Consider the following 22,728-nt stretch of genomic DNA (forward strand, 5'->3'; position numbering starts at 1 on the left):
TTTGGAAGAAACGCTCAAAGAAATTCTAACCCAGTATCATCAATACGCTTATATCGTGCTTTTTGCGTGGTGCGCATTAGAGGGCGAAATCGCGCTAGTTTTGGGCGGGATTTTGGCGCACGAGGGGCATATAAATTTACCGCTTGGTATTTTTGTCGCGGCGTGTGGGGCGTTTGCGGGCGATCAATTTTATTTTTATATCGGCAGGTATAATAAAAACTACATTAGCAAAAAACTCGCCACCCAACGCCGTAAATTTGCTATCGCGCACCTGCTTTTACAGCGTTGGGGCTGGATTTTGATATTTATCCAGCGATATATGTATGGTTTGCGTATGATAATCCCGATGAGTATCGGCATTACCCGTTATAGTGCCAAAAAATTTGCATTTATAAATTTTATAAGCGCAGTTGCGTGGGCAAGTATGACGATGATACCTGCGTGGTATTTCGGCAAGCAAATTTGGCAAGCGATAAATTTGATCGAGCAATACTGGTATTTTGCGATACCGCTGATTGCCGGAATTGTCTTTGGGTTTTATAAAATTTTTGCAAGATTAGAAAATCATTTTATAAATTTAAGAAAGGATAGAGATGAAAGTAACATTATTGAATCAAAATTTTGACGCGATAAATGCGGATTTTGAAGTGATTTTTATCGTCGGTGGCGACACAGCTCACCGCTTTGTCAAAGACGGCGATAAATTTGATTTTTTTGATTACAAAGGCGAGGGAAATTTGCTTTTAAGCGAGCAAAAAAGGCTATATGTAGGCATAAAAGCCCTAGAATACGACCGCGTGAGAGTGGGCGTGGCGCAGGCATACAACGCGCTAAAAAATCTTAAAATTTCAAATTTCAAAATCGCATTTTATGATTGTGGTTGCACGAAAAAAAGCGCAATGGCTATGGCCGAGGGCGCAGTCTTGGGCGCGTATGAGTTTAACAAATACAAAAGCGAAAAAAAATCCTACACTCTAAATGAAATTTTTATCGCTAGCGACACATACACAGGCTCTACGCTAGAAGCCGATAAAGCTGGTCGTGGCGTGAAATTTGGCACTATTATGGCGGACGCGGCGAATTTTGCCAAAAACGGCGTCAATGAAATCCCTGAAATTTACACTCCGCACAAAATGGCAGATGAGGCTGAAATTTTGGCTTCAAACTACGATGATGTCAGCGTAGCTGTGTATGATGAGAGATTTTTGGAAGAAGAGAAAATGAACGCGTTTTTGGCTGTCAATCGCGCCTCAGCTCATCGCCCACGCCTAATCCACCTTACCTACAAACCTGAAAAATGCCTTCAAAAGGTCGTTTTCGTGGGCAAGGGTTTGACCTATGATAGTGGCGGACTTAGCCTAAAACCAAGCGATTATATGCTCACAATGAAAGCCGACAAAAGTGGCGCGCTTGCAGCTATGGCGATTATCAAAGGCGCTGCCGAGCTTGATTTGCCTTTTGAAATACACGCTATAATCGGCGCTACCGAAAACATGATAGGCGGCAACGCCTACAAACCAGACGATGTGCTAATCTCTCGTTCTGGCGTGAGTATCGAGGTGCGAAATACAGACGCAGAGGGTAGGCTAGTGCTGGCTGATTGTCTAAGCTATGCCCAAGATCTAAATCCTGATTTGCTAATCGATATGGCGACGCTTACAGGGGCTTGCGTAGTGGGACTTGGCGAATACACAAGCGGAATTTTAGGGAATAACGAAGAGTTAAAGCTAAAATTTAAAAATTTAACCAAAGCTAGTGGCGAGCTTTTTACGATTTTAGAATTTAATGATTATTTGCGAGAACTTATCAAATCAAATATCGCAGATGTCTCAAATACAGCGTCTAGCAGATACGGTGGCACGACCACAGCGGGGCTTTTCCTTGATAAATTTATCAAACCTGAATTCAAAGACAAATGGCTACACCTCGATATCGCAGGCCCAGCCTATGTCGAAAAAGCGTGGGGATATAACCAATTCGGCGCGACAGGTGCGGCAGTTAGAGCAAATCTATACTACCTAATGGCTCTGCAAAAAGAGCTAGAAAAGAGGGGCTAATGGGGCTTTCTGTTGGAATCGTAGGTTTGCCAAATGTGGGCAAATCTACCACCTTTAATGCGCTAACAAAGGCGCAAAATGCCCAGGCGCAAAACTATCCATTTTGCACGATTGAGCCAAACAAGGCTATCGTGCCAGTGCCTGATACTAGGCTTGATGAGCTAGCCAAAATCGTAAATCCAGAGCGCATTATGCACTCGACAATCGAATTTGTCGATATCGCTGGACTTGTAAAGGGTGCTAGCAAGGGCGAGGGTTTGGGAAATAAATTTCTCTCAAATATCCGTGAAGCTGAGATTATTTTGCATATCGTGCGTTGCTTCGAAGACGGCAATATCACGCATGTCGAGGGCAGTATCGATCCGATCCGCGATATCGAAATCATCGAAACTGAACTTGTTTTAGCCGATATCGAGCAGCTAGGTAGAAAAATCGAACGGCTAAACAAAGAGGCCAAAGCAAACGCCAAAGGCGCCAAAGAGGCCTTGGCACTCGCAAATGAGCTTTTAGAGCATTTAAATTTAGGCAAACCTGCTTCAAATTTCGCAGACAAAGACAGCGAAGTGTTTGCGAGCCTAAACAAAGAGTTGCGCCTGCTTTCTGCAAAAGAGGTGATTTATGGCGCAAATGTCGATGAGGACGGCATAGCGCAGGATAATGAGTATGTCGCGGCCGTAAAAGAGTATGCAAATGCGCGAAATGCCGAAGTTATCAAGCTTTGCGCTAAAATCGAAGAGGAGTTAATCGGTCTAGGTGATGATGAGGCGCACGAAATGCTTCAAAGTCTAGGCGCAGAAGAAAGCGGACTAGATAATATCATCAGAAGATCTTTTGCGAAGCTAAATTTGATAAGCTATTTTACCGCTGGGGTTATGGAAGTGCGCGCATGGACGATAACCAAAGGCTGGAAAGCACCAAAGGCAGCTAGCGTGATACATAATGATTTCGAGCGTGGCTTTATCCGTGCAGAGGTCATTAGCTACGATGATTTCGTGGCGCATGGAGGCGAAAGTAGGGCAAAAGAGGCAGGAAAAATGCGTCTAGAAGGCAAGGATTATGTCGTAAATGATGGCGATGTAATGCATTTTAGGTTTAATGTGTAATTAATTTTTTTTTGAAATATGCAAATTTTGATTTTTTTTCTTAAAATTTAAGTTTTTTTACATTAAAATTGCTTGAAATTTTTGAGGTGAAATTTGCAAATTTATCTAAAATTTATGGTAAATGGGCGCGTGTTATCTTTCTATTTACTTTTTTTAGGTATTTTTCGGTTTTATTTTTAAGGAGTTAAAATGAAAAAGTTTTTAGGTCTTTTGGCATTAGCAGGCGCAGTGACTTTTTCTGGTGCTAACACACTAGAACAAATCAAAGCGAGCAATACGCTAAGAATTGGTGTAGGTGAGCACAATGCTCCAATGAGTTCTGTTTCAAAAAGTGGCAAATTTCAAGGTTTTGAAATTGAGTTGGCAAAAGAACTAGCAAAAGCCATTTTAGGAGACGGCGGTAAGGTAGAATTCGTCGCTGTTAAAGATGCTGAGCGTATGGATGCTGTAACTCAAAACAGAGTTGATTTGCTAATCCACAATTATTCAAGAACACCTGAGCGCGAGAAATCAATGGACTTTTCTATGCCTTATCTTTCAACAATGGATGCTGTTGTAGCTAAAAAAGAGTTAGGTGTCCAAAGACTAAGCGATTTAAGAGGTAGAAGAGTTTTAGTTGTCCCAGGCACATCAAGCGAAACTTCTCTTAATAAAGAGCCACAAATTCAACAAGTCCCTTGCACTACTTCAAAAGAGTGTTTGGAAAAACTAAGAGCTGGCGATGCTGATGCCTATGCTAGAAAAATCACTACAATCGCTACTATCCCATTTGTTGATGATAGATTTGAGCTTGCTATTAAACGCGTAGGAGCTATTGCTTTTAACTGCGTAGGCACTCAAAAAGGCAACCGTGATCTAATGGAAATCGTAGATAGCAAAATCCTATCTCTATCACAAGAAGGCTTCTTTGCTGATATGTATGAGCAAACTTTCGAGCTATTCTATCGTGGTGAGCTAGAAGAGAAAATGTTCGTTCTAGATGATATTTATGAAGCATTACTATAATTAGTGCTTTTTGATACTATACTTGGGCGCCTTTTTTAAGGCGCCTTTTTTTATGGCTGAAAATTTTATTTGTCTAATCTGTCGTTGCGAGAAAACTAAGTTTTTGAGGCAATTCAGTAAAATTCTTTAATCTCTAATTTGTCATTGTGAGAATTTTGCGTAGCAAAATTCGTGGCAATCTACGAGTGAAAAATTTAAGGTCAGCATTTTTGCAAATTTACCGCAAGGAATTTTAAACTCGTAGATTGCTTCGCTTTCTGCGAAATCTCGCAATGACAATAGCGGGCAAATTTTGCATAATCTGTCATTGCGAGAGCACGAAGTGGTCGAAGCAATCCAGTAAAATTTAGAGAGAATTTGAATTAATCAAAATTTATCTGAATTTCCCTGGATTGCTTCGCTTCGCTCGCAATGACAAATCAGAACGAATTTACTCCACTAGCTCACAATGACAATAGCGGGCAAATTGGCTATTTTAAAATTTAATCTCGCTACTTGTTTGCGTGTCGGCGAAATTTTGCGCTCTGCTTTTGGCGCGTTCGGTTATATCTTCTTCGTAATCATACCACGAAAATGTCGCTCCGTGCTGAACCGAGCCATCGAGCAAATCCCCGCCTTGGCGGTTTTTGAGATCAATTCCTGCGACCTTAAATCCATCTAGCGTTTGCGCGAATTCTCGTAGCCTCTCTGGCGCTTGCTTTAATTTCGTGTAGAGATAGCACCAGCCCTCGCCGCCGTTTCGCCCCACGCGACCGCGCAATTGGTGAAGCGAGGCTAGTCCCATGCGCTCGGCTCCGACGATTAAAATTATGCTAAGTCTTGGTAGCGAAATGCCCACTTCTACGACGGTCGTGGTGATTAGCAGTGAGCCATTGTCGCGAAATTTCAGCAAGATTTCCTCTTTTTCCTTGTCGCGCCCGTGTGTGACATACACGCCAGAAAATTTCGCCTGCCAAAACGGCGCGGCTTCCTCGACGCTTTGGTAAATCAGCTTTTCGGATTGTTCGACGAGTGGATAGACGATGATTGCTTGATTTCCTTTGTCGATTTCGCGCTTTAAATGGCTCATAAAGCCCTCAAATCCGGCGTTTTGCAAGATTAGAGTGCGGATATGCTTTTCGTAAGGCATTTGCTTTAAAAAGCTAAAATTTACAAGCTCGGATTGGATTAGCGAGAGTGTGCGCGGAATCGGCGTGGCGCTAAATTGCACGAAGTGCGCGCGATACTCGCCACATTTGGTGAGGGCGTTGATTTTTTCGCGCTGATTTGAGCCGAAGCGGTGCTGTTCATCGACCATGATGAGATTTGAGGGCGTCAAATCATGATAGAGTAGGGCGTGTGTGCCGATGACTAGGTGCGCGCCCTCTAAATTTAGCGATTTCTCGCCACCTTTGACCTCCAAAATATTCATAAACTCTGGCAAAAGTCGCACCGCTTCTGCGTAAATTTGATCGGCTAAAATCGAGGTTGGCACCATTAAATAGCTGGTGCGTGGGTAGTTTAGCAAGGCTGCGCCAAGGATTATTAGCGTTTTGCCTGAACCCACATCGCCCATTACCACTCTGCGCCTTGCAAGTGGGCTAGATAGGTCGGCTCTGATATCATCAAGTGCCTTTATTTGGTCGTTTGTGGGAGCGAAAGGCAGGGTGCTAAGCCACGAGGAAATGTCGTTTAAAGGGTAAATTTGCGCTTTAAAATCCATTTTTTTGGCTTTTAGTTTTCTTAAATAATTATAAATTTCAACGAATTTTAAAATTTCAAGCCCATTTTCGTTTTCTTCTAAATTTTGCACTAAACGCACGCTGTTTTGGTCGTTTTGGTGAATTTGCATTAAAAATTCAGCCTCATTTTCGCCAAGCCCCTCATCAAGCAAGGCCTGCTTGGAAATGTAGCTTGAAATAAGCTTTTGCGTCGCGGCGTCCGTGAGGGCGTTTTTGTATTTGGGGATAATTTCGCCTACTTTGGTGACGATTTTGGGATTTACGAACTGCCACGCGCCGTAAGCGTTGTCGCTTTTGCCGTGGATAAACATCTGCTTGCCGATTTTAAAGACGCTGTGATGCCAGCTTTTGGCGTTGAAGATGACGATTTTGATCTCGCACTCCCAGCTTAGGCAAAATGCGCTGATGATTAGCATGCCATTGGCGCGACGGCTTGCGGAATTACACTCGATCAAAACCGTGTTTTCGCCTGTGTTTGGCTCATCTTTGACGCTTAAATCATCATAGCTTTTTGGAAGTGCCAAGGCTAAATCAAGCAGTGAAAAAACGCCGATTTTAGCGAGTGTTTCGCTGTCTTTGGGGCTAAATTTCATAATTTAAAATTTGACTTTGCGACTTCTGAGCAAACCACGCAAAAGCTTAAATTTAAAATTTCAGCGTGCGAGGCGATAAATTCATTTAGCGTGCGCAAATCTAGGTTTTTTGTGCGCTCTAAATTTCGCTCAAACTCGCCAAATTCGAAGCCTTGATAGTATTCGTTGGCACTGATATTTGCGCGCTTAAACATAGTCTCTTTTTGCAAAACCGCGCTTCCTAGGATAAATTTTTTCGCACTTTCTAGCTCGCTTTGCGTAACGCCGTTTTGGACGAAATTTGCGATTTCGGATTTGATTAGCTCGTAGGCTTTGGCTAAATTTTCGTTTTTGGTCTGCAAAAATCCCCAAAAATCGCGCTTAGACAGGTCGAAATTCGCTCTGGCATACACGGAGTATGCAAGTCCGTGTTTGACGCGGATGTTTTCCATGAGGCGTGAGCCAAATCCGCTCGAACCAAGGATAAAAAGTGCCACATTAGCGATATATTTTGCTGCGATCTCGGCGTAAAATGACGCACCAAAATAGATATAGGCTTGCTCGCTTTTTTGGGCGATGATTTGGGATTTGGGGGTAGAATTTGTCGCAAAAACGGGTAGTTCGCGCGCATTTGTGGCGGCGAAATTCTCTAAAATTTTGGTTATATTTTTGCGCACAAGGCTAGCCTCATCGCTTGCGCCCTGCGCGTCGCCCACTATGAGGACATAGGCGTTTGCAAGATCAAGCGAGGCGAAAAATTCCTTGACATTTTCAAGGCTGATTTGCGTGATACTATCCTCGTCGCCGATTAGTGGGGAGGCTAGTTTGGTGCCCGAATAAAGGCAGTTTTGCAAGCCTTGGTTTGCGATATAGTCAAATTCGCTCTTTAACATATCAATTTCGCCTAAAATTTGGGTTTTGATTTTATCTAAAATTTCATCTGTGAAATTTGGCTCTTTTAGCAAGTTATCCAGCATTTCTAGGGCAAATTCGAAGTGTTCTTTGAGCGAATTTACCTCGATTACGAAGGTCTCAAACCCTGCGTCGATATCGAAATTTATCGCATAGATATCGAGTTTTTCGTAAAATTTATTCACCCCTAGGCTCTTTGTGCCCTCATTTAGCATTTTTGCGGTGAGTTTGGCTAGGCCATTTATCTTTTCGCTCACTGCGCCACTGGTTTTGAAAACGAGCTTGAAACTCGCCACCGGCAGGGAATTTTCGATTTGAGTGAGAAAATCTACTTTGGTATTTTTTGCTAAAATTTCGCTTTTTATCATTTATAAATCTCCAAAATATCATAGTTTGTGTTGCGTTTGGCTGGGATTTCGCCGATGTCTTTGATGAGTTCTATCATTTCTTTTTGGCTCATGCGAAAGGACGCACCGGCGGCTTTTACGACATTTTCTTCCATCATGGTTGAGCCTAAATCATTTGCGCCAAATTTAAGTGCGAGTTGCCCTATGTAGCTGCCTTGCGTAACCCACGAGCTTTGGATATTTTTAAAATTATCCAAAAACAGCCTTGCCACAGCTAATAGCCTTAAATAGCGATTTGAGCTTGTTTTTTTGATTTCTGGGTGCTCGGCGATGAGTTTTGTGTTTGCTGATTGAAAACTCCACGAGATAAAAGCTCTAAATCCGCCCGTAATATCTTGTAAATTTCGCAGTTTTTCCCAGTGTTCGATAATCTCTTCGTCTGTTTCGACCGTGCCAAACATCATCGTTGCTGTGGTTTTCATACCGATTTCGTGAGCTGATTTATGGACATTTAGCCAAGTATCAGCTCCGATTTTTTTGGGCGAGATTATATCTCTTACTCTATCGCTTAAAATCTCAGCTCCGGCTCCCGGAATTGAGTAAAGTCCCTTTGCTTGAAGCCTAGATAAAACCTCTTTGTGCGTTAAATTTGAAATCTTAGCGATATAATCAATTTCGATTGCAGAAAAGCCGTGAATCGTGATTTGCGGGTATTTTTGCGCTATGTGTTCTACTAGATCTTCATACCAATCGATTTTTAGTTTCGGATGAACGCCGCCTTGAAAGAGAATTTGTGTCCCGCCGATTGCGATTAGTTCATCGATTTTCGCGTCGATTTCATCAAAGCTTAAAATATAAGCGTCTTTTTCATTGATTTTACGACAAAACGCGCAAAATTTGCAATCCACAAAGCAGATATTTGTGTAGTTTATGTTGCGATCGACTACAAAAGTCGTGATTTTTTCTGGGTGAAGCTCTAATTTTTTTTCATACGCCATAGCCCCAAGCTCGTGAAGAGGGGCGTTTTTTATCAAATTTAATGCCTGTGATTTAGTAATTCTACTCAAATTTAACCTTTTTTTGATTTATTTTTCTAGTATGATTTGTCCGTCTTTGACGCCACGCACGCGCACTTTCGTGCCTTCTGCCATGTTTTTTACCTCATCGCTTTGCCATAGTGTGCCCTTGAAATAGACCATGCCCTCTTTGACATAGCCCTCGCCACTCTCGTCTAAGAAATTGTCTTTAATCTCTTCGGTTGGCTTGAAAAATTTTGATTTTAGTGGCTTTTTTAGGGCGAGCAAAAGTGCGAAAGATAGCACGAAAGAGGCTAGGATTTGCACCTCCCATGATAGCGGAAGCGCGAAGCTAAATAGCCCCACGATCAAAAATCCTACGCCAAAAAACACAAAGGTGAAATCAAGCACCAAAAGCTCGATAATCACCAAAATAACGCCAATTATGATAAAAATAAGTGGGCTCATTGATTGTTTTCCGTGATTAAATTTTTATCCCCAGCCTTGCCTAAAAATTCGCTTAGCACAGAGAGCGAGCCGATGATTTCGCTGGTTTCATACGGTATGATGACCTTGTCCTTGCTTGCGCTTTTTGCTAGCTCGTTGAAGGCATTTACGCGACTTTGCGCGAGCAGGTATTCAGCGGCGAATTTCGACGCCGCCATAGCCATATTGATATTATCCATAGCGTGTTTTTGACCCACAGCTAGGGCGATTTGCTCGTATTTTTTCGCGTCTGCCATGCGCTCGATAGCCTCAGCTTCTAGCACTTTTTCTTGTTTTTGTGCTTCGGCTGTGCGAATTAGAGCAGCTTTTTCAGCTTCGGCTTTTAGCTCGATTGCCCGTTTTTCGCGCTCAGCTTTCATTTGCATATTCATCGCATCTTCTATGCCTTTTGGGACTGAAATTTCTGAAATTTCAACACGCATGATTTTTACGCCCCAGTTATCGGCTGCGTCCCCAAGAGCGATTTGAAGTTTTGAATTTAACTGATCTCTGCTAGAAAGTGTTTGATCTAGGCTCATTTCGCCGATTGCTGAACGAAGTGTAGTCATAGCCAAATTTGATATTGCTTTGCGATAATCCTCGACATTATAAAGCGCCATTTTGCCATTTACGATTTTTAAAAATACGATTCCATCGACCATGATATTGACATTGTCTTTGGTGATGACTTGCTGTTTTGTGATATCTACTAGCTGTTCGCGAACGCTCATTTTAGCGCGCACGCTGTCAAAAAACGGCACAATTACATGAAATCCGCCGTCTAAAACCTTGTGAAATTTACCAAGTCGCTCGATAATCATAATCTCAGATTGCGATACGATTTTGACACCAAGCTTCAAAACCAGCGCGATTAGCGCACAAATCACCACAACGGTAGCTGCGAAACCTTCCATTTTTTCTCCTAAAATTTCTAAAATTTAAACCTGGCGATTATAGCAAGTTAATGTTTAATACTAAATTTAAGATTTTTGGTAGTTTTATTTAACAAATCCAAAACACATAATTAAGCCAAATTTGGCTAAAATGCAAAGTTTTTTGAAAGGCAAAAATGGTTAGATATTATATTTTACTTCGCAATTTTCGCAACTATCGCTTGCTATTTAGCGCGGGATTTATCTGCATGTTTGGCGTGTGGTTTTCGATAGTAGGTATCGCTACGCTACTAATCGAGCTGGGCGCGCCTGTGTGGGCGATCACCGCTGTGGGCGTGGTGTCGTTTATACCAAATATATTTTTAGCCCCGATTAATGGCATTATCGTGGATAAATTTCGCCCAAAGCCCCTAATGGTGAGCATGTTCGCCATAGAGATTGCAACGATTTTCATGCTGATTTTTATCAATGATTTGGCGTATTTGTGGCTGCTTTTGGGCATTGTCGTGGTGCGAAGCGTGGCTGGGACGCTCTTTTATCAAACCGAGTCTTCGACCTTGCCGAAATTTCTACCAAAGCCGTATTTAAAGCTAGCAAACGAGCTAACTAGCATTAGTTGGACGATTACTTATACCCTTGGTATGGCGCTAGCTGGGGTGTTTATACACTATTTTGGGGTTAGGGCGGCGTTTATTTTGGATTTTTGTTTGTATGTTTTTTCGTTTTTTATCCTAATTCGCCTAAATTTTAAAGATATTGCAGGAAGTAGCACGCAAGGTGCGATAAAAATGCTAAAAGAGGGCTTTACTTACATACGCTCGCGCCCTTTGGTGGTGCATTTAATCGTAATTCACGCCTTTGTGGCGGTTACGACTTATGATAATCTCATCGCGCTACTAGCGAAATTTGAGTATAAAGAAATCCTAAGCGCGTCGCTGGTGATTGGGCTGATGAATATGGCGCGCTCAGCCGCGGCGTTTTTTGGGCAGATGTGGCTGACGCGAATTGTAAATTTGAAGCGGTATTTTTGGATTTTGCTAGGGCAGGGCGGTGGAATCATGCTCTGGGCGGCGTTGGAGTTTAATTACTGGCTTTCGTTTATCGGTATCGTGATGGCTGGATTTTTTATCACGACGGTGTGGTCGTATTCTTTCACGCAACTCCAAAGCCATGTCGATAGGGAGTTTTTCGGGCGGGTGATTGCGTATAACGATATGGCGTATTTCATCGTCGCAACTCTGACCTCAGCGGCTATCGGTGCGCTGTATTCGCTAGGGCTTGCGCTGTGGCAGATAACATTTCTAATGGGATTTATGTTTATAATCGCTGCGGTGTATTATAAATTTATCGTGTATGATAGGTATCTAAGCAAGGAGTGAGGTTTAGCGTAAATTTTGCCTAATTTGTCATTGCGAGCATAGCGAAGCAATCTACGAGTATAAAATAACCAAACGCTAAATTCACTGTCATTGCGAGCGAGTGTAACGAGCGAAGCAATCCAGAAAAATTTAAATTCAAAATTCTACTTAAATTTTGCAAAAATACTGACCTTAAATTTTGAAGTCGTAGATTGCCACGAATTTTGCTATGCAAAATTCTCACAATGACAAATCTAACAAATTTTAAATTTTAGGGGCGATTTCGGGGCGGAAGTATGCGAAAACGAACAAAAACACCATTGCTACGAAAAACACTGCGCTAAACCCCTCTGCACCGAAAACTCTCATCGCCCCGCCTATGATTATGGGCGAGAAAAACGATGAGAGCGAATACGAAAACAAAAGCGAGGCCGAGATTTGCACGCGCGAGATTGAGGAGCTGTTTGTAAAGGAATCGTTCGCGCGCGCGATTGCGAGCGAGTATAGTGGAAAAACGCCAAATCCTAGCAAAAAGGCTAGGGCACATTTGACCTCGAAATTCCCGGTGGCAAACAGCCCCAGCGCCGAGCACGCGCCGATTGCGCACACTAGCATTATCGCTTTGCGCCTGCCGAAAAAATCAGACACGGGGCTGGCAAAAATCTGCGAAATGAAGCCTCCGACCATGGCTAGCCCCATGAACCAGCCCACTTGGCTGACATTTCCACTGCTTAGTACATACACGCTCGCCATTGAAAAAAATCCGTTTATCAAAATCCCGCCGCAAACTGCCGTCGCAAGCGCAAGTGGCGGTAGAACCGAGATTTTTGGCATACAGATTGTGGTTTTTTGCGCTTTTGCGGGCGGGTTGAAACGCATAAATTTCAAAGGCACTAGCCCAAAAAGTATGAAAAATCCGCTTAGAAAAAAGATTAAATTTGCGCTTAAATTTAGCGCGATTATCCCCACACCCACGGTAAATGCGCCGTAAAATACGATCTCATACACGGCTAGGACGCGTGAGCGGATAGAGTTTGTGATTTTGGAGTTGATCCAGCTTTCGATTATCATCAAAAGTGCGTAGTAGCAAAACCCAAGCCCGAAGCGAAGTATCGCCCAAAACGCCAAATTTGCGTTGATATCGTGGGCTAGGGCGCACAGCGCGAAAACCACGCTAAAAATATAATACGAGCGCACATGGGCGAAGCGGCCGATGATCGTGGGCGTGAAAAACACGCTAGAAATGGCGCCTAAGAAGAAAAACGATGAGATAATGCCGATGATTAGGTCGCTTTGGCCTCGCATTTTGAGTATGACGCCGGCTGATGATAGGGCTAGCGCGTCCCCGATAAACATAAAAAAAATCGCTAGAAATAGCGCACTTAGCGTCCTTGCCGCACGCAGGCTTTTAAACATAAATATCCTAAAAATTGAAATTCAATCTAGTATTTTACTCGAAATTTGAAAAATTCAAGGTTAAATTTGCAAAATTTGCACTTGTTTTAGCGTAGCAAGCGAGCACAAAATTTTTGCAATGACAAATTTGAGGAAAAATTTGCATAATCTGTCATTGCGAGAATTTGCATAGCAAATTCGAAGCAATCTACGAGTTTGAAATTTATAAACGATAAATTTGCAAAAATACTGACCTTAAATTTTAAAGTCGTAGATTGTTTCGCTTTCTGCGAAAGCTCGCAATGACAAATTGAGCGCAAAATTTAATCCTTCGCTAGACCTTTTAAAATCCTGTATTCATCGCAATTCGCGCTTAGTGTTTCATCATCGCCCATTGCGATAATCTCGCCGTTTTTGACCACAGCGATTTGGCTGGCGTTTTTGATAGTGGATAAGCGGTGAGCGATGACAATTACGATTTTATCAGCCTTTATCTTTTCTATGACAGATGAGATTTCCTTTTCGCTGGCGTTATCTAGCGCACTCGTGGCTTCGTCGAAAATGAGAATTTGCGGGTTTTTATACAGCGCGCGCGCAATCGCTATACGCTGGCGCTGTCCGCCTGAGAGATTCGCGCCAAACTCGCTTAAAAGCGTGTTTATGCCGTCTTCCATCTTGGCGACAAATTCATAAGCATTGGCAAGGCGCAGCGCGTTTATGACGCGCTCTTCGTCAAATTCCGCGCCGTAGCTGACATTTGCAGCGATTGTATCGTTAAAAATATAAATTCGTTGGCTCACAAAGCCGATATTATCCCTCAGGCTTGCGATGTCAAATTCGCTAATCTCGTTGCCGTCAAAAAGTATATTTCCGCTTTTGGCGTCGTAGTAGCGCATTATGAGATTTACCACCGAGCTTTTGCCACCGCCGCTGTTTCCCACAAGGGCTAAAATTTGCCCCTTTTTGACGCTAAAATTTATATCTTTTAGCGCGATTTTTTCATCATAGCTAAGCGAGACATTTTCAAAAGCCAGTGTGGATATATCGCCCATTTTTAGGTTTCCGCCGATTATGGCTGGCTCTAAATCAATTAACTCGAAAGTCCGCTCAGTAGCAGCCGTGGCGTCTTGCATTTTATTATGCAGTGATGAGACCTTTTTTATCGGCGTATAGACCATAAAAAGCGCGGTTAAAAAGCTAAAAAAGCTTCCTATGCTCATTTTGCCCTCGATGACCTCTTTGCCACCTACGATGATGACCACAGCCACGCCAAGTGCGCCAAGCATTTCCATTACGGGGCTTACGAGCGAGTTTGTAATTATTGCCTTTAAATTTAGCTTGAAAAATTTTGAGTTTTCTTCCTCGAAGTGTTTTACTTCGAAATTTTGGGCGTTACTGGCCTTTACGATTTCGATATTTGTAAAAATTTGATTTAGAGCCGATGTGATATCAGAGGTTTTTTCTAGCGATTGGCGCGAGACCTTTTTCATGCGTTTGGCTAGGCGCGATAGCGGATAAATCGCAGCCGGAAAGACCACGAGCGCAAAAAACGAAAGCTTAGGGCTATTGTAAATCACCACGCCAAGAAGCCCAAAAATGGTGATGATTTGTGTCACAAAATCAGGTATCATGTTTGAAACCACCGTGCGGATTCGCTCGATATCGTTCATCGTCCTAGAAATCAGCTCGCCTGTGCTGTGTGTGTTGAAAAATTTCAAATCTAGTCTAATTAGCTTTGATACGAGCAAATCACGCAGTCTGCGCACGGTATCTTGCCCGATAAATGAAGTGTAGTATGTCTGGATAAATGTGCCGGCACTTTTCATCGCAAACACCGCTATAATCGCAAATGCAAGCGGGTAGAGATAGAGGGTGTTTTTCTCGACAAAGATATAATCAAGCACCGGTTTTACCAAATACGCGCTCGCAGATGTCGCAAGCGAGGTCATAATCATACCCAAAAACGCTAACGCAAACTGGATTTTATAATCAATCAAAAATGGTTTAAATCTTGTCAAAATGGTCTTAAAATCGTTCAAAACTATTCCTTAAATTTACTTATTGCGCGCTTTTTTCCCAAATCGTGCCATTTGGCGTATCCATAATCTCGATTTTCATCGCTGTAAGTTTGGCGCGAATTTCATCGGCTAGTGCGAAATTTTTCTGCTTTTTAGCTTCGCTTCTTTGCTCGATTAGACGCAAAATTTGCGCTCTTTCATCATCGCTTACGCCAAATTGAAAATAGCTAACCTCGTCCATATAAAGCACGCCAAGGGTATTTTTTACAAATTCTAAATTTGCTAAAATTTGCGCTTTTAGAGCCTTATCTTTTGGGTTTTTATCGAGTGCTTCATTTGCGCAAGACACCATTTCATCGACACAGGCAAGCGCGCCAGATGTGTTTAAATCATCATTTAAAAACTCTAAAATTTTACCCCTAAATTTGGCTTGCTCGCAAGGCAAATTTTGTGCCATATTCACCCTTTTTTTAAGGCGGTAAAATTTATCAAGGCGTTTTTTAGAGGCGAGCAAATCATCGATTGTGTAGTTGAAATTTGCCCTATAATGCGAACTCATCAAATAAAACCTTAAAGCCTCGCCAGGCACGAGGGCTAGGGCGTCTTTGACAAAAAAGCTATTGCCTAGACTTTTGCTCATTTTTTCGTTATTTACCTGCACGAAGCCATTGTGCATCCAGTATTTAGCCAAAGCTCTATGCTCGCTACATCTGCACTGCGCGGCCTCGTTTTCGTGGTGCGGGAAGAGCAAATCAGCCCCGCCAGCGTGGATATCAATGCAAAATTCGGCGTCACGGCTATCTAAATGGGCTAAAATCATCGCCACACACTCGCTATGCCAGCCTGGTCTGCCACGCCCAAATGGTGCCTCAAACCACGCCTCGTCGAATTTCCACAGCGCGAAATCTTTTTCATTTTTTTTCTGCTCGTTTGAAACCACGCGCGCAAACTCGCTGTTTTGATCCTCTGCTTTTTTGCCACTAAGGCTTAAATAATCGCTATCTTTGGTGGTATCAAAGTATATCCCATCGCCTGAAATTTCATACGCATAGCCCAAATTTAGCAAATTTGAAACAAGGGCGCAAATTTCATTAATATTTTCGGTCGCTTTGGGCGAAATGTCGGCGTCACGGACATTTAACGCGCCCATATCGTCCAAATATCGCTTGGTGTAAAATTCTGTAATCTCGCTTAGAGTTTTTCCGCTCTCGCTCATTTTCTTTAAAATTTTATCGTCGATATCGGTGAAATTTCTAGCAAATTTCACATTTTTGCCCTGCGCTTCTAGCGCGCGCCTAAGCAAATCAAAGCTAATCGCGCTTTTAGCGTGCCCCAAATGCGCGTCATCATACACAGTCGGCCCGCAGACATAAATTTTAATCTCATCTTCGTTAAGCGGGATAAATTCGACCTTTTTTTTACTTGCAGTATCATAAATTACCATAATATAAACCTTTTAAAACATATAAAATTCCTATTTCAAGCGCGCAAAGCCCTAGAATTAGAAGGATTTTTTTAGCCTTGATTATAGCCAAAAAGTTATTAAATCCAAAAAAATAGATATTGAAAACAAACAAAAATCCCCCCGTAATCGAGCTAGCAAGCGCCAAACCCACAGCCCCAAATGGTTTAAAGAATAGTGCGCACAAAACTACATTTATAAAGACGCACCAAAGCGAAATTTTGGCACTTAGCTTTTGTTTCATGTGCGCATACAGCCAGTGTGAAAAAATGCGCGATAGCCCAAAGGGCAGCAGTCCCACCATATACGCTGCCAAAACAGCCGCGCATTGGGTCGTGTTAGTGGCGGTAAAATTTCCGCGCTCAAATAAAATTTTGGTGATCTCGTGCGAGAGCATGATTCCGCCGATTGTGGAGAGTGCCAAAAGCGTCAAAAGCATGTAAAATCCGCGCTCGATTAAATTTAACGCCTCTTTTTGGTTGTTTGTTTTGATTTGTTTGGTTAGTCGCGGGAAAATCGCCGTGCTAAGCGCGATTGCAAAAAGTGCGAGCGGAAGCTGAAAAATGCGGTTTGCGTAGTATAGATAGCTGATACTTCCGCTGGCTAAAAAGCTAGCAAAAAATGTATCTATAAATGAGCTAAGTTGCAAAGCGCTAGCCCCTACAACTCCGGCAAAAAAGTTGTTATAAAAGCCCTTAGTTTGCGCTTTTACGCCGTTTTTTAGCCTAGCAAATCCACCAAGAAGCACTCTAAGCATTCCGGTAAATTTCAGCGCATACACATGCACTAAAAACTGCAAAAACCCGCCCGCTACGACGCCACAAGATAGATACAAAACGATACTTCGCTCATCTTTGCCACGAGCCAAAAGCAAAGCAGCAATCATAGCTAAATTTAATAAAGCGGTCGAAAACGCCGTAGTGGCGAAATGATCGCGGTATTGAAGCATAGAGGCAAAAAGCGTAACGATAAAAATAAAAGCTAGATATATAAAATTTATGCGCACAAATGGCGTTGCTAGCGTGATTTGCTCGTCCGAAAAACCATAAGCTAAAATTTTAGTAAAAAACGGCGCGAACACCCACACAACCGCAGTTAAAAACAAAATAAAAAGAAAAAATCTAATCAGCACGGAAGCTGCGAAAATCCCCTTTTTTTTCGAAGCGGTAAAATTTGGCAAAAACGCCTGTGTAAAGGCACCCTCGCCAAAAAGTCGTCTAAATAAATTTGGCAGTTTAAACGCCACAAAAAATATATCACTATACACACCAGCGCCCAAAATAGAAGCCGTCAGCAAATCACGCACAAAGCCCAAAATGCGAGAAGCTAGCGTTCCGACGCTGTTTGTAAAAAACCCTCTAAACATAATTCCTCGTTAAATTTTATAAAATAAAAAGATAGATTATAATATAATTTCGCCTATTTTTTGATTTTGAAAGAGGATATTTTGCAAAATTTGCCATTTTCGCTCGATACGCAAAACTTCATCAAAACCCTAAAATTTGAGGGTAGCTGGACATATCGAAGCGGAAAAAAACAGCTTGATTTACTTAAAAAAACACTATCAAATTTAGACAATTTCGTAGCAGATTTTTCAAATGTCGAAAAGCTGGATTATTTCATGGCTTATAGCATTAAAAATTTAATGCGTGGCAAAAGCGTGGAATTTAGGAGCCAAAATCCAAAAATAGAGAAAATTTTTGAATTTATTAGCGATGAGAGCATAGACCATAATTTTATGCCAAAAGTGCATGGTATGGGGATTTTGGCTCAAATCGGGCTGTATTTTTGCGCAGGCTGGGCTGGGATTGTAAATTTAGCCACATTTTTGGGCGAGTTTTTTTGCAAGGTATTTTCGCTATTTTTGCACCCGCGCAAATTTCGCCTCAAAGAGACCGTAAATTTTATCAAAGACAACGGCATTGATTCGCTTTTTATCGTGGCTTTGACTGCGTTTTTAATCGGTGTGGTGCTAGCTTACATTGGCGCAGATATGCTCTCGCAGTTTGGGGCTAGTATTTATATTATAGATATTATGGGCGCTCTAACCATGCGCGAGATTGCCCCGCTAATCGCTGCGATTGTCATTGCTGGGCGTTCTGCGTCGAGTTTTACGGCGCAAATTGGCGTTATGAAAATCACAGAAGAGATCGACGCGATGAAAACAATGGGCTTTGATCCGTTTTATTTCCTCTCAATGCCACGAATTTTGGCTATGGTGATTTGTATGCCATTTATCATTTTTATCGCAAATTCAATATGTATTTTCGCTCAAATGATAGTTTGCGAGGCGTATTTGGAGATAGGATTTTTGGATTATTTGGATAGATTTAAATCAAATGTCGAAATTCGCCACTTTTTTGCCGGTATGATAAAGGCTCCGTTTTTTGGCGCATTTATCGCTATAATCGGCTGTATGAGAGGATTTGAGGTCAAGGGAAATACCCAAAGTATCGGCGAATACACCACAATCAGCGTGGTAAATGCGATATTTTGGGTCATCGCCATAGACGCGATTTTTGCGATACTCTTCTCGGAGATTGGGCTGTGAGCGAGATAATAAGCGCAAAAAATGTAACCACAGCGTATGGGACGCGCATAATGCACGATAATGTGAGTTTTAGCGTGAAAAAGGCTGAAATTTACGGCTTTTTGGGCGGAAGTGGAAGCGGAAAAACCACTCTAATGAAAACGCTGATTTACCTAAACCAGCCAAAAAGCGGCGAGATTAAAATTTTTGGCGAGGATATTTGGAGCGTGGGTGAGGATAGGCGCAATGAAATTCGCCTAAAATGCGGTGTGATGTTTCAATTCGGCGCGCTGTATAGCTCGATGAATGTGCTAGAAAATGTAGGCGTCCTACTGCGCGAATACTCGAATTTTAGCGACAAAGAGATTAACGAGCTTGCTATGTTTTGGATACAAAAGGTAGGCCTTAAAAAAGAGAGCGCAATGCTAAATCCAAACGAGCTAAGTGGCGGTATGAAAAAGCGTGTCGCCCTTGCTAGGGCATTGGCGTTAAGCCCTGAGATTTTATTTTTAGACGAGCCAAACTCAGGGCTCGATCCGCTTAGCTCACGCGCCCTTGATAGGCTAGTGTGCGAGCTAAGAGATAATCTTGGCGTAACCGTGGTAATGGTAACGCACGATGTGGATAGTATTTTTGATATACTTGATAGATTTTTGATAGTCGATAATAAAAAAATCATCTTCGAAGGGGCTTTGAGCGAAATCGAAAAGCTAGAAAACAACCCGCTTGAAGAGCTATTTAAAATGAGAGCGAAATAGGAGCAAAATTTGGAAAATAGAACCTCATATACAATCGTGGGCGCATTTGTTATGGCGTGTGTGTTTGCGCTTACAGCTTTCGTGTGGTGGATGCTAACTCGCACCGATACTAGGGAGACTTACAGATCGTATTATATCCATACTAAGGAGCTTCCGACTGGAATTCGCGAGAATTCAGATGTCAAATTTATCGGCGTAAATGCTGGAATCATCAAAAAAATAGATTTTGTCGATATCGAAAATGCAATAATCGAAATCGAAGTATCGCTTAAAAGCAAACTCCCTATCTCGCGAGATAGTATCGCCAAGGTCGAAACGCAAGGCATTAGTGGAATTTCGTTTTTAAATATCACAAAGGGAAGTGGCGATCTATTTAGCGAAAATGAAGAAAAGCCAATCATCGAGCTAGATAAAACCCTGCTCGATAAAATCGGCTCCAAAGCAGAAGTTATCACAGATAGTGTAGGGCAGATGATATTTAAAATCAACTCGCTTTTATCGCAAGATAATATGAAAAAAGTCGATGAAATTTTAACTTCGCTTAACAAATTTAGCGCCGAACTTAGCGATGAGAAGAAATTTAACGAACTAAACGCATTAATGGCGAATTTCAACACCCTAATGACGAATTTAAACGAAAGAGAGCACGAATTAGACGAAATTTTGGATAAATTTAATGCTTTTGCCAGCAGTGCGACGCGCCTTTCAAATTCACTCGAAAAAACAAGTCAGATTATGGCAAAGCGCGTAGAGCGGGGCGAATACAATCTCAAAGCCATACTAGATCCTACCCTAAACGAGGCCAAAACCACGCTAACCGAGTTTAACAAGGCTTTAAGAGAATTTCAAGGCGCGATGTTTAGGCTAGAAGAAAATCCGTATGAATTCTTTTTTAGAGATACCAAAAAGGACTGAAAATGAGAAAAATTTTATGCGCATTTAGCGCAGTTTTGGCTGGAGCTTTACTAGGAGGCTGTTTGGCAAAGAGTGCCAAGCCATATACTTATTACGAGCTTAAATACGACCAAAAACACTGCGCCGCGAAGTCAAATTCACGCAAAAATATCTATATCGAGAGTGTAACTGCGACAAATTTGGTCGATAGACGCGATATTTTAATCGTGGATTGGAAATCTCGCACAAGATACGCAAGCGACGCCAAATATATCACAATGCCAAGCGAAATGCTTTATAAAGCCCTAATCGACGCGGCGTTTTCGACCTGTGCGCTAAATCCGATTTTTGTGCCACAAGAGAGAGATTTGCGCCTAAAAACCACGCTTATCACGCTTCAAGTCGATGGCGATCACGCTAAAATCACGATCGGATACGAGTTTTTAAACGCTGTGCAAAGTATAAAATCTGGCGTGATTACAAAGCGAGTTTTCGTGCCAGATCCAAGCTCGCAAAGCATTTATAATGCGACAAATTCGGCGTTAAATTTGGCAATTGATGAAATTTTAAAGGCAATTCAATGATAGTAGGATTAGAAGGAATCATCACGCACAAAGAGCCCACTAAATGCGTGATAAAGTGCGCTAGTGGCGTAAGTTATGCTGTGGCGATTTCGCTAGGGTGTGGCGCTAGGGTAGAGCGGGGCGAAAAGGTGGAGTTTTTGATAACTCAGATTATCAGAGAGGACGCAAATTTGCTCTATGGATTTTTGGAGCCAAAAGAGAAAAATATGTTTGAAATGCTAATCAAACTAAGCGGAATAGGGGCTAGCACGGCAATGGCTGTGTGCTCATCGCTTAGCGCAGAGAACTTTTCTCGCGCGATTATCACAGGCGATAGCGCGCTACTAACGAGCGTGCCAGGGATCGGTCCAAAGACAGCTAGGCGCATAATCGCCGAGCTAGGAGACGCGAAACTAATGGAGTTTGGCGAGAGCGAAGTGTATAAATCAGAGGCGATGAGCGCGCTTGAAAGTCTAGGCTTCAAACGCGATAGAATCAGTAAAATTTTGCTTGATTGCGTCAGCACAAATACGGCTGATTTGATCAAAGAAGCATTGAAAAAACTAGCATAAATTTAAAATTTACAAGGAGAAATAATGAAATACGGTATAGTTTTTGGTGGTCAAAGTTACGAACACGAGATTAGTATAATCTCTGCAATCGCGGTCAAAGACGCGTTAAAGGGCGAGAATTTGGCGTTTGTTTTTTGTGATAAAGATAGGAGATTTTTCTTAATCGAAGAGAAAAATATGCGCGCAGTGTATTTCAAAAACGGCGAATACACAAAATCAAAAGAGCTAAATATCTCAAACGGCGGATTTTATATGAGTGGGGGTATGTTTGGCAAAAAAAGCATGCTTGAAGTGAGCGTTTATGTGAATTTGATCCATGGTTGCGACGGCGAGGACGGAAAATTCGCAAGCCTTTTTGAGTTTTTCTCAATCCCTTATATCGGCCCTAGAATCGAGGCTAGCGTGCTAAGCTACAACAAAATTTTAACCAAATACCTAGCACAAATCGCAGGTGTAAAAACCGTGCCGTTTGAAATCGTCAATCGCAACAGCTTGCCGAATTTCAACTTCCCAGTCATCATCAAACCCGCTCATTTGGGTTCTAGTATCGGTATTGGCATAGCAAAATCAGAAAAAGAGTTCGACTACTGCATGGATAAGGTCTATGAGCTAGATGATAGCGCGATCGTCGAGCCATATATGGAAAATATCAAAGAATACAACCTAGCAGGGGCTAAAATCGACGGCAAAATCGAGTATTCCTTCATCGAAGAGCCGAAAAAAGAGGGATATTTGGATTTTGGTAGAAAATACCTTGACTTTTCGCGCACTGGCGTGGTCGAAGAGGCGCAAATCGGTATGTCGATCGAGGATAAGATGAAAGATGCGTTTGCTAAGCTTTATAATGTCGGTGGATTTGAGGGGGCGTTGATTAGGTGCGACTTTTTCGTGCAAAATAACGAAGTGTATCTAAACGAGATAAATCCAAATCCAGGAAGTATGGCAAACTACCTATTTAGCGACTTTGCAGAGGTTTTGGGCAAGCTAGCTACTTCGCTTCCAGCGGCTAAGGAAATTCCGATTTCGTATGATTTGATAACAAAAATTTCAGCGAATAAATAAGCTA

At 42.2% G+C, this 22,728-nt stretch carries 20 protein-coding genes; 11 read left to right on the forward strand and 9 right to left on the reverse strand.

Annotated features, from left to right (window positions below):
- The first annotated feature begins 1 nt into the window (after position 1).
- The 4 genes from OFO12_RS03400 (at position 2) to OFO12_RS03415 (ending at position 4,165) form a co-directional block, all read left to right on the forward strand.
- Positions 2-625, forward strand: coding sequence for a DedA family protein (locus OFO12_RS03400; RefSeq protein WP_270867955.1), 624 nt, complete (start codon positions 2-4; stop codon positions 623-625).
- Positions 594-2,057: a leucyl aminopeptidase gene (locus OFO12_RS03405; RefSeq protein WP_270869467.1), complete on the forward strand. Its 1,464-nt coding sequence runs from the start codon at positions 594-596 to the stop codon at positions 2,055-2,057. The genes OFO12_RS03400 and OFO12_RS03405 overlap by 32 nt, the downstream gene beginning before the upstream one ends.
- On the forward strand, positions 2,057-3,160 hold the full coding sequence (gene ychF, locus OFO12_RS03410) for a redox-regulated ATPase YchF (RefSeq protein ID WP_270869468.1): 1,104 nt from the start codon (positions 2,057-2,059) through the stop codon (positions 3,158-3,160). The genes OFO12_RS03405 and ychF overlap by 1 nt, the downstream gene beginning before the upstream one ends.
- A 189-nt stretch (positions 3,161-3,349) precedes the next feature.
- Positions 3,350-4,165: a transporter substrate-binding domain-containing protein gene (locus OFO12_RS03415; RefSeq protein WP_270869469.1), complete on the forward strand. Its 816-nt coding sequence runs from the start codon at positions 3,350-3,352 to the stop codon at positions 4,163-4,165.
- Positions 4,166-4,640: 475 nt separating this feature from the next.
- Here the strand turns inward: OFO12_RS03415 and recG are convergent, their stop codons facing one another.
- Genes recG through OFO12_RS03440 form a run of 5 tightly spaced genes read right to left on the reverse strand, consistent with a single transcriptional unit; the run spans position 4,641 to position 10,133 of the window.
- A complete protein-coding gene (gene recG / locus OFO12_RS03420; RefSeq protein ID WP_270869470.1) occupies positions 4,641-6,479 on the reverse strand; it encodes an ATP-dependent DNA helicase RecG in 1,839 nt (612 codons plus the stop codon).
- Entirely contained in the window at positions 6,476-7,738 is a 1,263-nt protein-coding gene (locus OFO12_RS03425) for a M16 family metallopeptidase (protein WP_270869471.1), read from the reverse strand. The genes recG and OFO12_RS03425 overlap by 4 nt, the downstream gene beginning before the upstream one ends.
- On the reverse strand, positions 7,735-8,784 hold the full coding sequence (locus tag OFO12_RS03430) for a dehypoxanthine futalosine cyclase (RefSeq protein WP_270869472.1): 1,050 nt from the start codon (positions 8,782-8,784) through the stop codon (positions 7,735-7,737). The genes OFO12_RS03425 and OFO12_RS03430 overlap by 4 nt, the downstream gene beginning before the upstream one ends.
- Positions 8,785-8,802: 18 nt before the next feature.
- Positions 8,803-9,201, reverse strand: coding sequence for an NfeD family protein (locus OFO12_RS03435; RefSeq protein WP_270869473.1), 399 nt, complete (start codon positions 9,199-9,201; stop codon positions 8,803-8,805).
- Positions 9,198-10,133 (reverse strand): SPFH domain-containing protein, encoded by a 936-nt coding sequence (locus tag OFO12_RS03440; protein ID WP_270866362.1) that lies wholly within the window; start codon positions 10,131-10,133, stop codon positions 9,198-9,200. Before OFO12_RS03440 ends, OFO12_RS03435 begins: the two co-directional genes overlap by 4 nt.
- Before the next feature lie 155 nt (positions 10,134-10,288).
- Here OFO12_RS03440 and OFO12_RS03445 point away from each other — a divergent pair, with 155 nt between their 5' ends.
- Entirely contained in the window at positions 10,289-11,491 is a 1,203-nt protein-coding gene (locus OFO12_RS03445) for an MFS transporter (protein WP_270869474.1), read from the forward strand.
- A 243-nt stretch (positions 11,492-11,734) separates the two neighbouring features.
- Here the strand turns inward: OFO12_RS03445 and OFO12_RS03450 are convergent, their stop codons facing one another.
- The 4 genes from OFO12_RS03450 to murJ all read right to left on the reverse strand — a co-directional run bounded on the left by OFO12_RS03450 (position 11,735) and on the right by murJ (position 17,711).
- Positions 11,735-12,886: an MFS transporter gene (locus OFO12_RS03450; protein ID WP_270869475.1), complete on the reverse strand. Its 1,152-nt coding sequence runs from the start codon at positions 12,884-12,886 to the stop codon at positions 11,735-11,737.
- A gap of 302 nt (positions 12,887-13,188) precedes the next feature.
- Positions 13,189-14,904, reverse strand: coding sequence for an ABC transporter ATP-binding protein (locus OFO12_RS03455; protein ID WP_270869476.1), 1,716 nt, complete (start codon positions 14,902-14,904; stop codon positions 13,189-13,191).
- Positions 14,905-14,923: 19 nt separating this feature from the next.
- Positions 14,924-16,327, reverse strand: a complete 1,404-nt coding sequence (gene cysS, locus OFO12_RS03460) for a cysteine--tRNA ligase (RefSeq protein ID WP_270869477.1) — start codon at positions 16,325-16,327, stop codon at positions 14,924-14,926.
- Positions 16,314-17,711, reverse strand: a complete 1,398-nt coding sequence (gene murJ, locus OFO12_RS03465) for a murein biosynthesis integral membrane protein MurJ (RefSeq protein ID WP_442868084.1) — start codon at positions 17,709-17,711, stop codon at positions 16,314-16,316. Before murJ ends, cysS begins: the two co-directional genes overlap by 14 nt.
- Positions 17,712-17,777: 66 nt before the next feature.
- On the opposite strand from murJ, the gene OFO12_RS03470 reads away from it, so the two are divergent.
- The 6 genes from OFO12_RS03470 to OFO12_RS03495 are packed head-to-tail and all read left to right on the forward strand — an operon-like array spanning position 17,778 to position 22,724.
- The gene (locus OFO12_RS03470) at positions 17,778-18,896 is read left to right on the forward strand and encodes an MlaE family ABC transporter permease (protein ID WP_270869478.1); all 1,119 of its coding nucleotides are present in this window, start codon (positions 17,778-17,780) and stop codon (positions 18,894-18,896) included.
- Complete coding sequence (locus tag OFO12_RS03475; RefSeq protein ID WP_270866320.1) at positions 18,893-19,633, forward strand: ABC transporter ATP-binding protein; 741 nt, start codon at positions 18,893-18,895, stop codon at positions 19,631-19,633. Before OFO12_RS03470 ends, OFO12_RS03475 begins: the two co-directional genes overlap by 4 nt.
- Positions 19,634-19,642: 9 nt before the next feature.
- Entirely contained in the window at positions 19,643-20,548 is a 906-nt protein-coding gene (locus tag OFO12_RS03480) for an MlaD family protein (RefSeq protein WP_270869479.1), read from the forward strand.
- Between the two features lie 2 nt (positions 20,549-20,550).
- Positions 20,551-21,111 carry a hypothetical protein gene (locus OFO12_RS03485; RefSeq protein ID WP_270858846.1) on the forward strand — a complete coding sequence of 187 codons (561 nt, stop codon included), beginning with the start codon at positions 20,551-20,553 and terminating at the stop codon, positions 21,109-21,111.
- Positions 21,108-21,662, forward strand: a complete 555-nt coding sequence (gene ruvA, locus OFO12_RS03490) for a Holliday junction branch migration protein RuvA (protein WP_270869480.1) — start codon at positions 21,108-21,110, stop codon at positions 21,660-21,662. The genes OFO12_RS03485 and ruvA overlap by 4 nt, the downstream gene beginning before the upstream one ends.
- 24 nt (positions 21,663-21,686) lie before the next feature.
- A complete protein-coding gene (locus OFO12_RS03495) occupies positions 21,687-22,724 on the forward strand; it encodes a D-alanine--D-alanine ligase (RefSeq protein ID WP_270869481.1) in 1,038 nt (345 codons plus the stop codon).
- Positions 22,725-22,728 lie beyond the last annotated feature (4 nt).

It is taken from the genome of Campylobacter sp. JMF_04 NA10 (assembly GCF_027737655.1).
Taxonomy (GTDB): Bacteria; Campylobacterota; Campylobacteria; order Campylobacterales; family Campylobacteraceae; genus Campylobacter_B.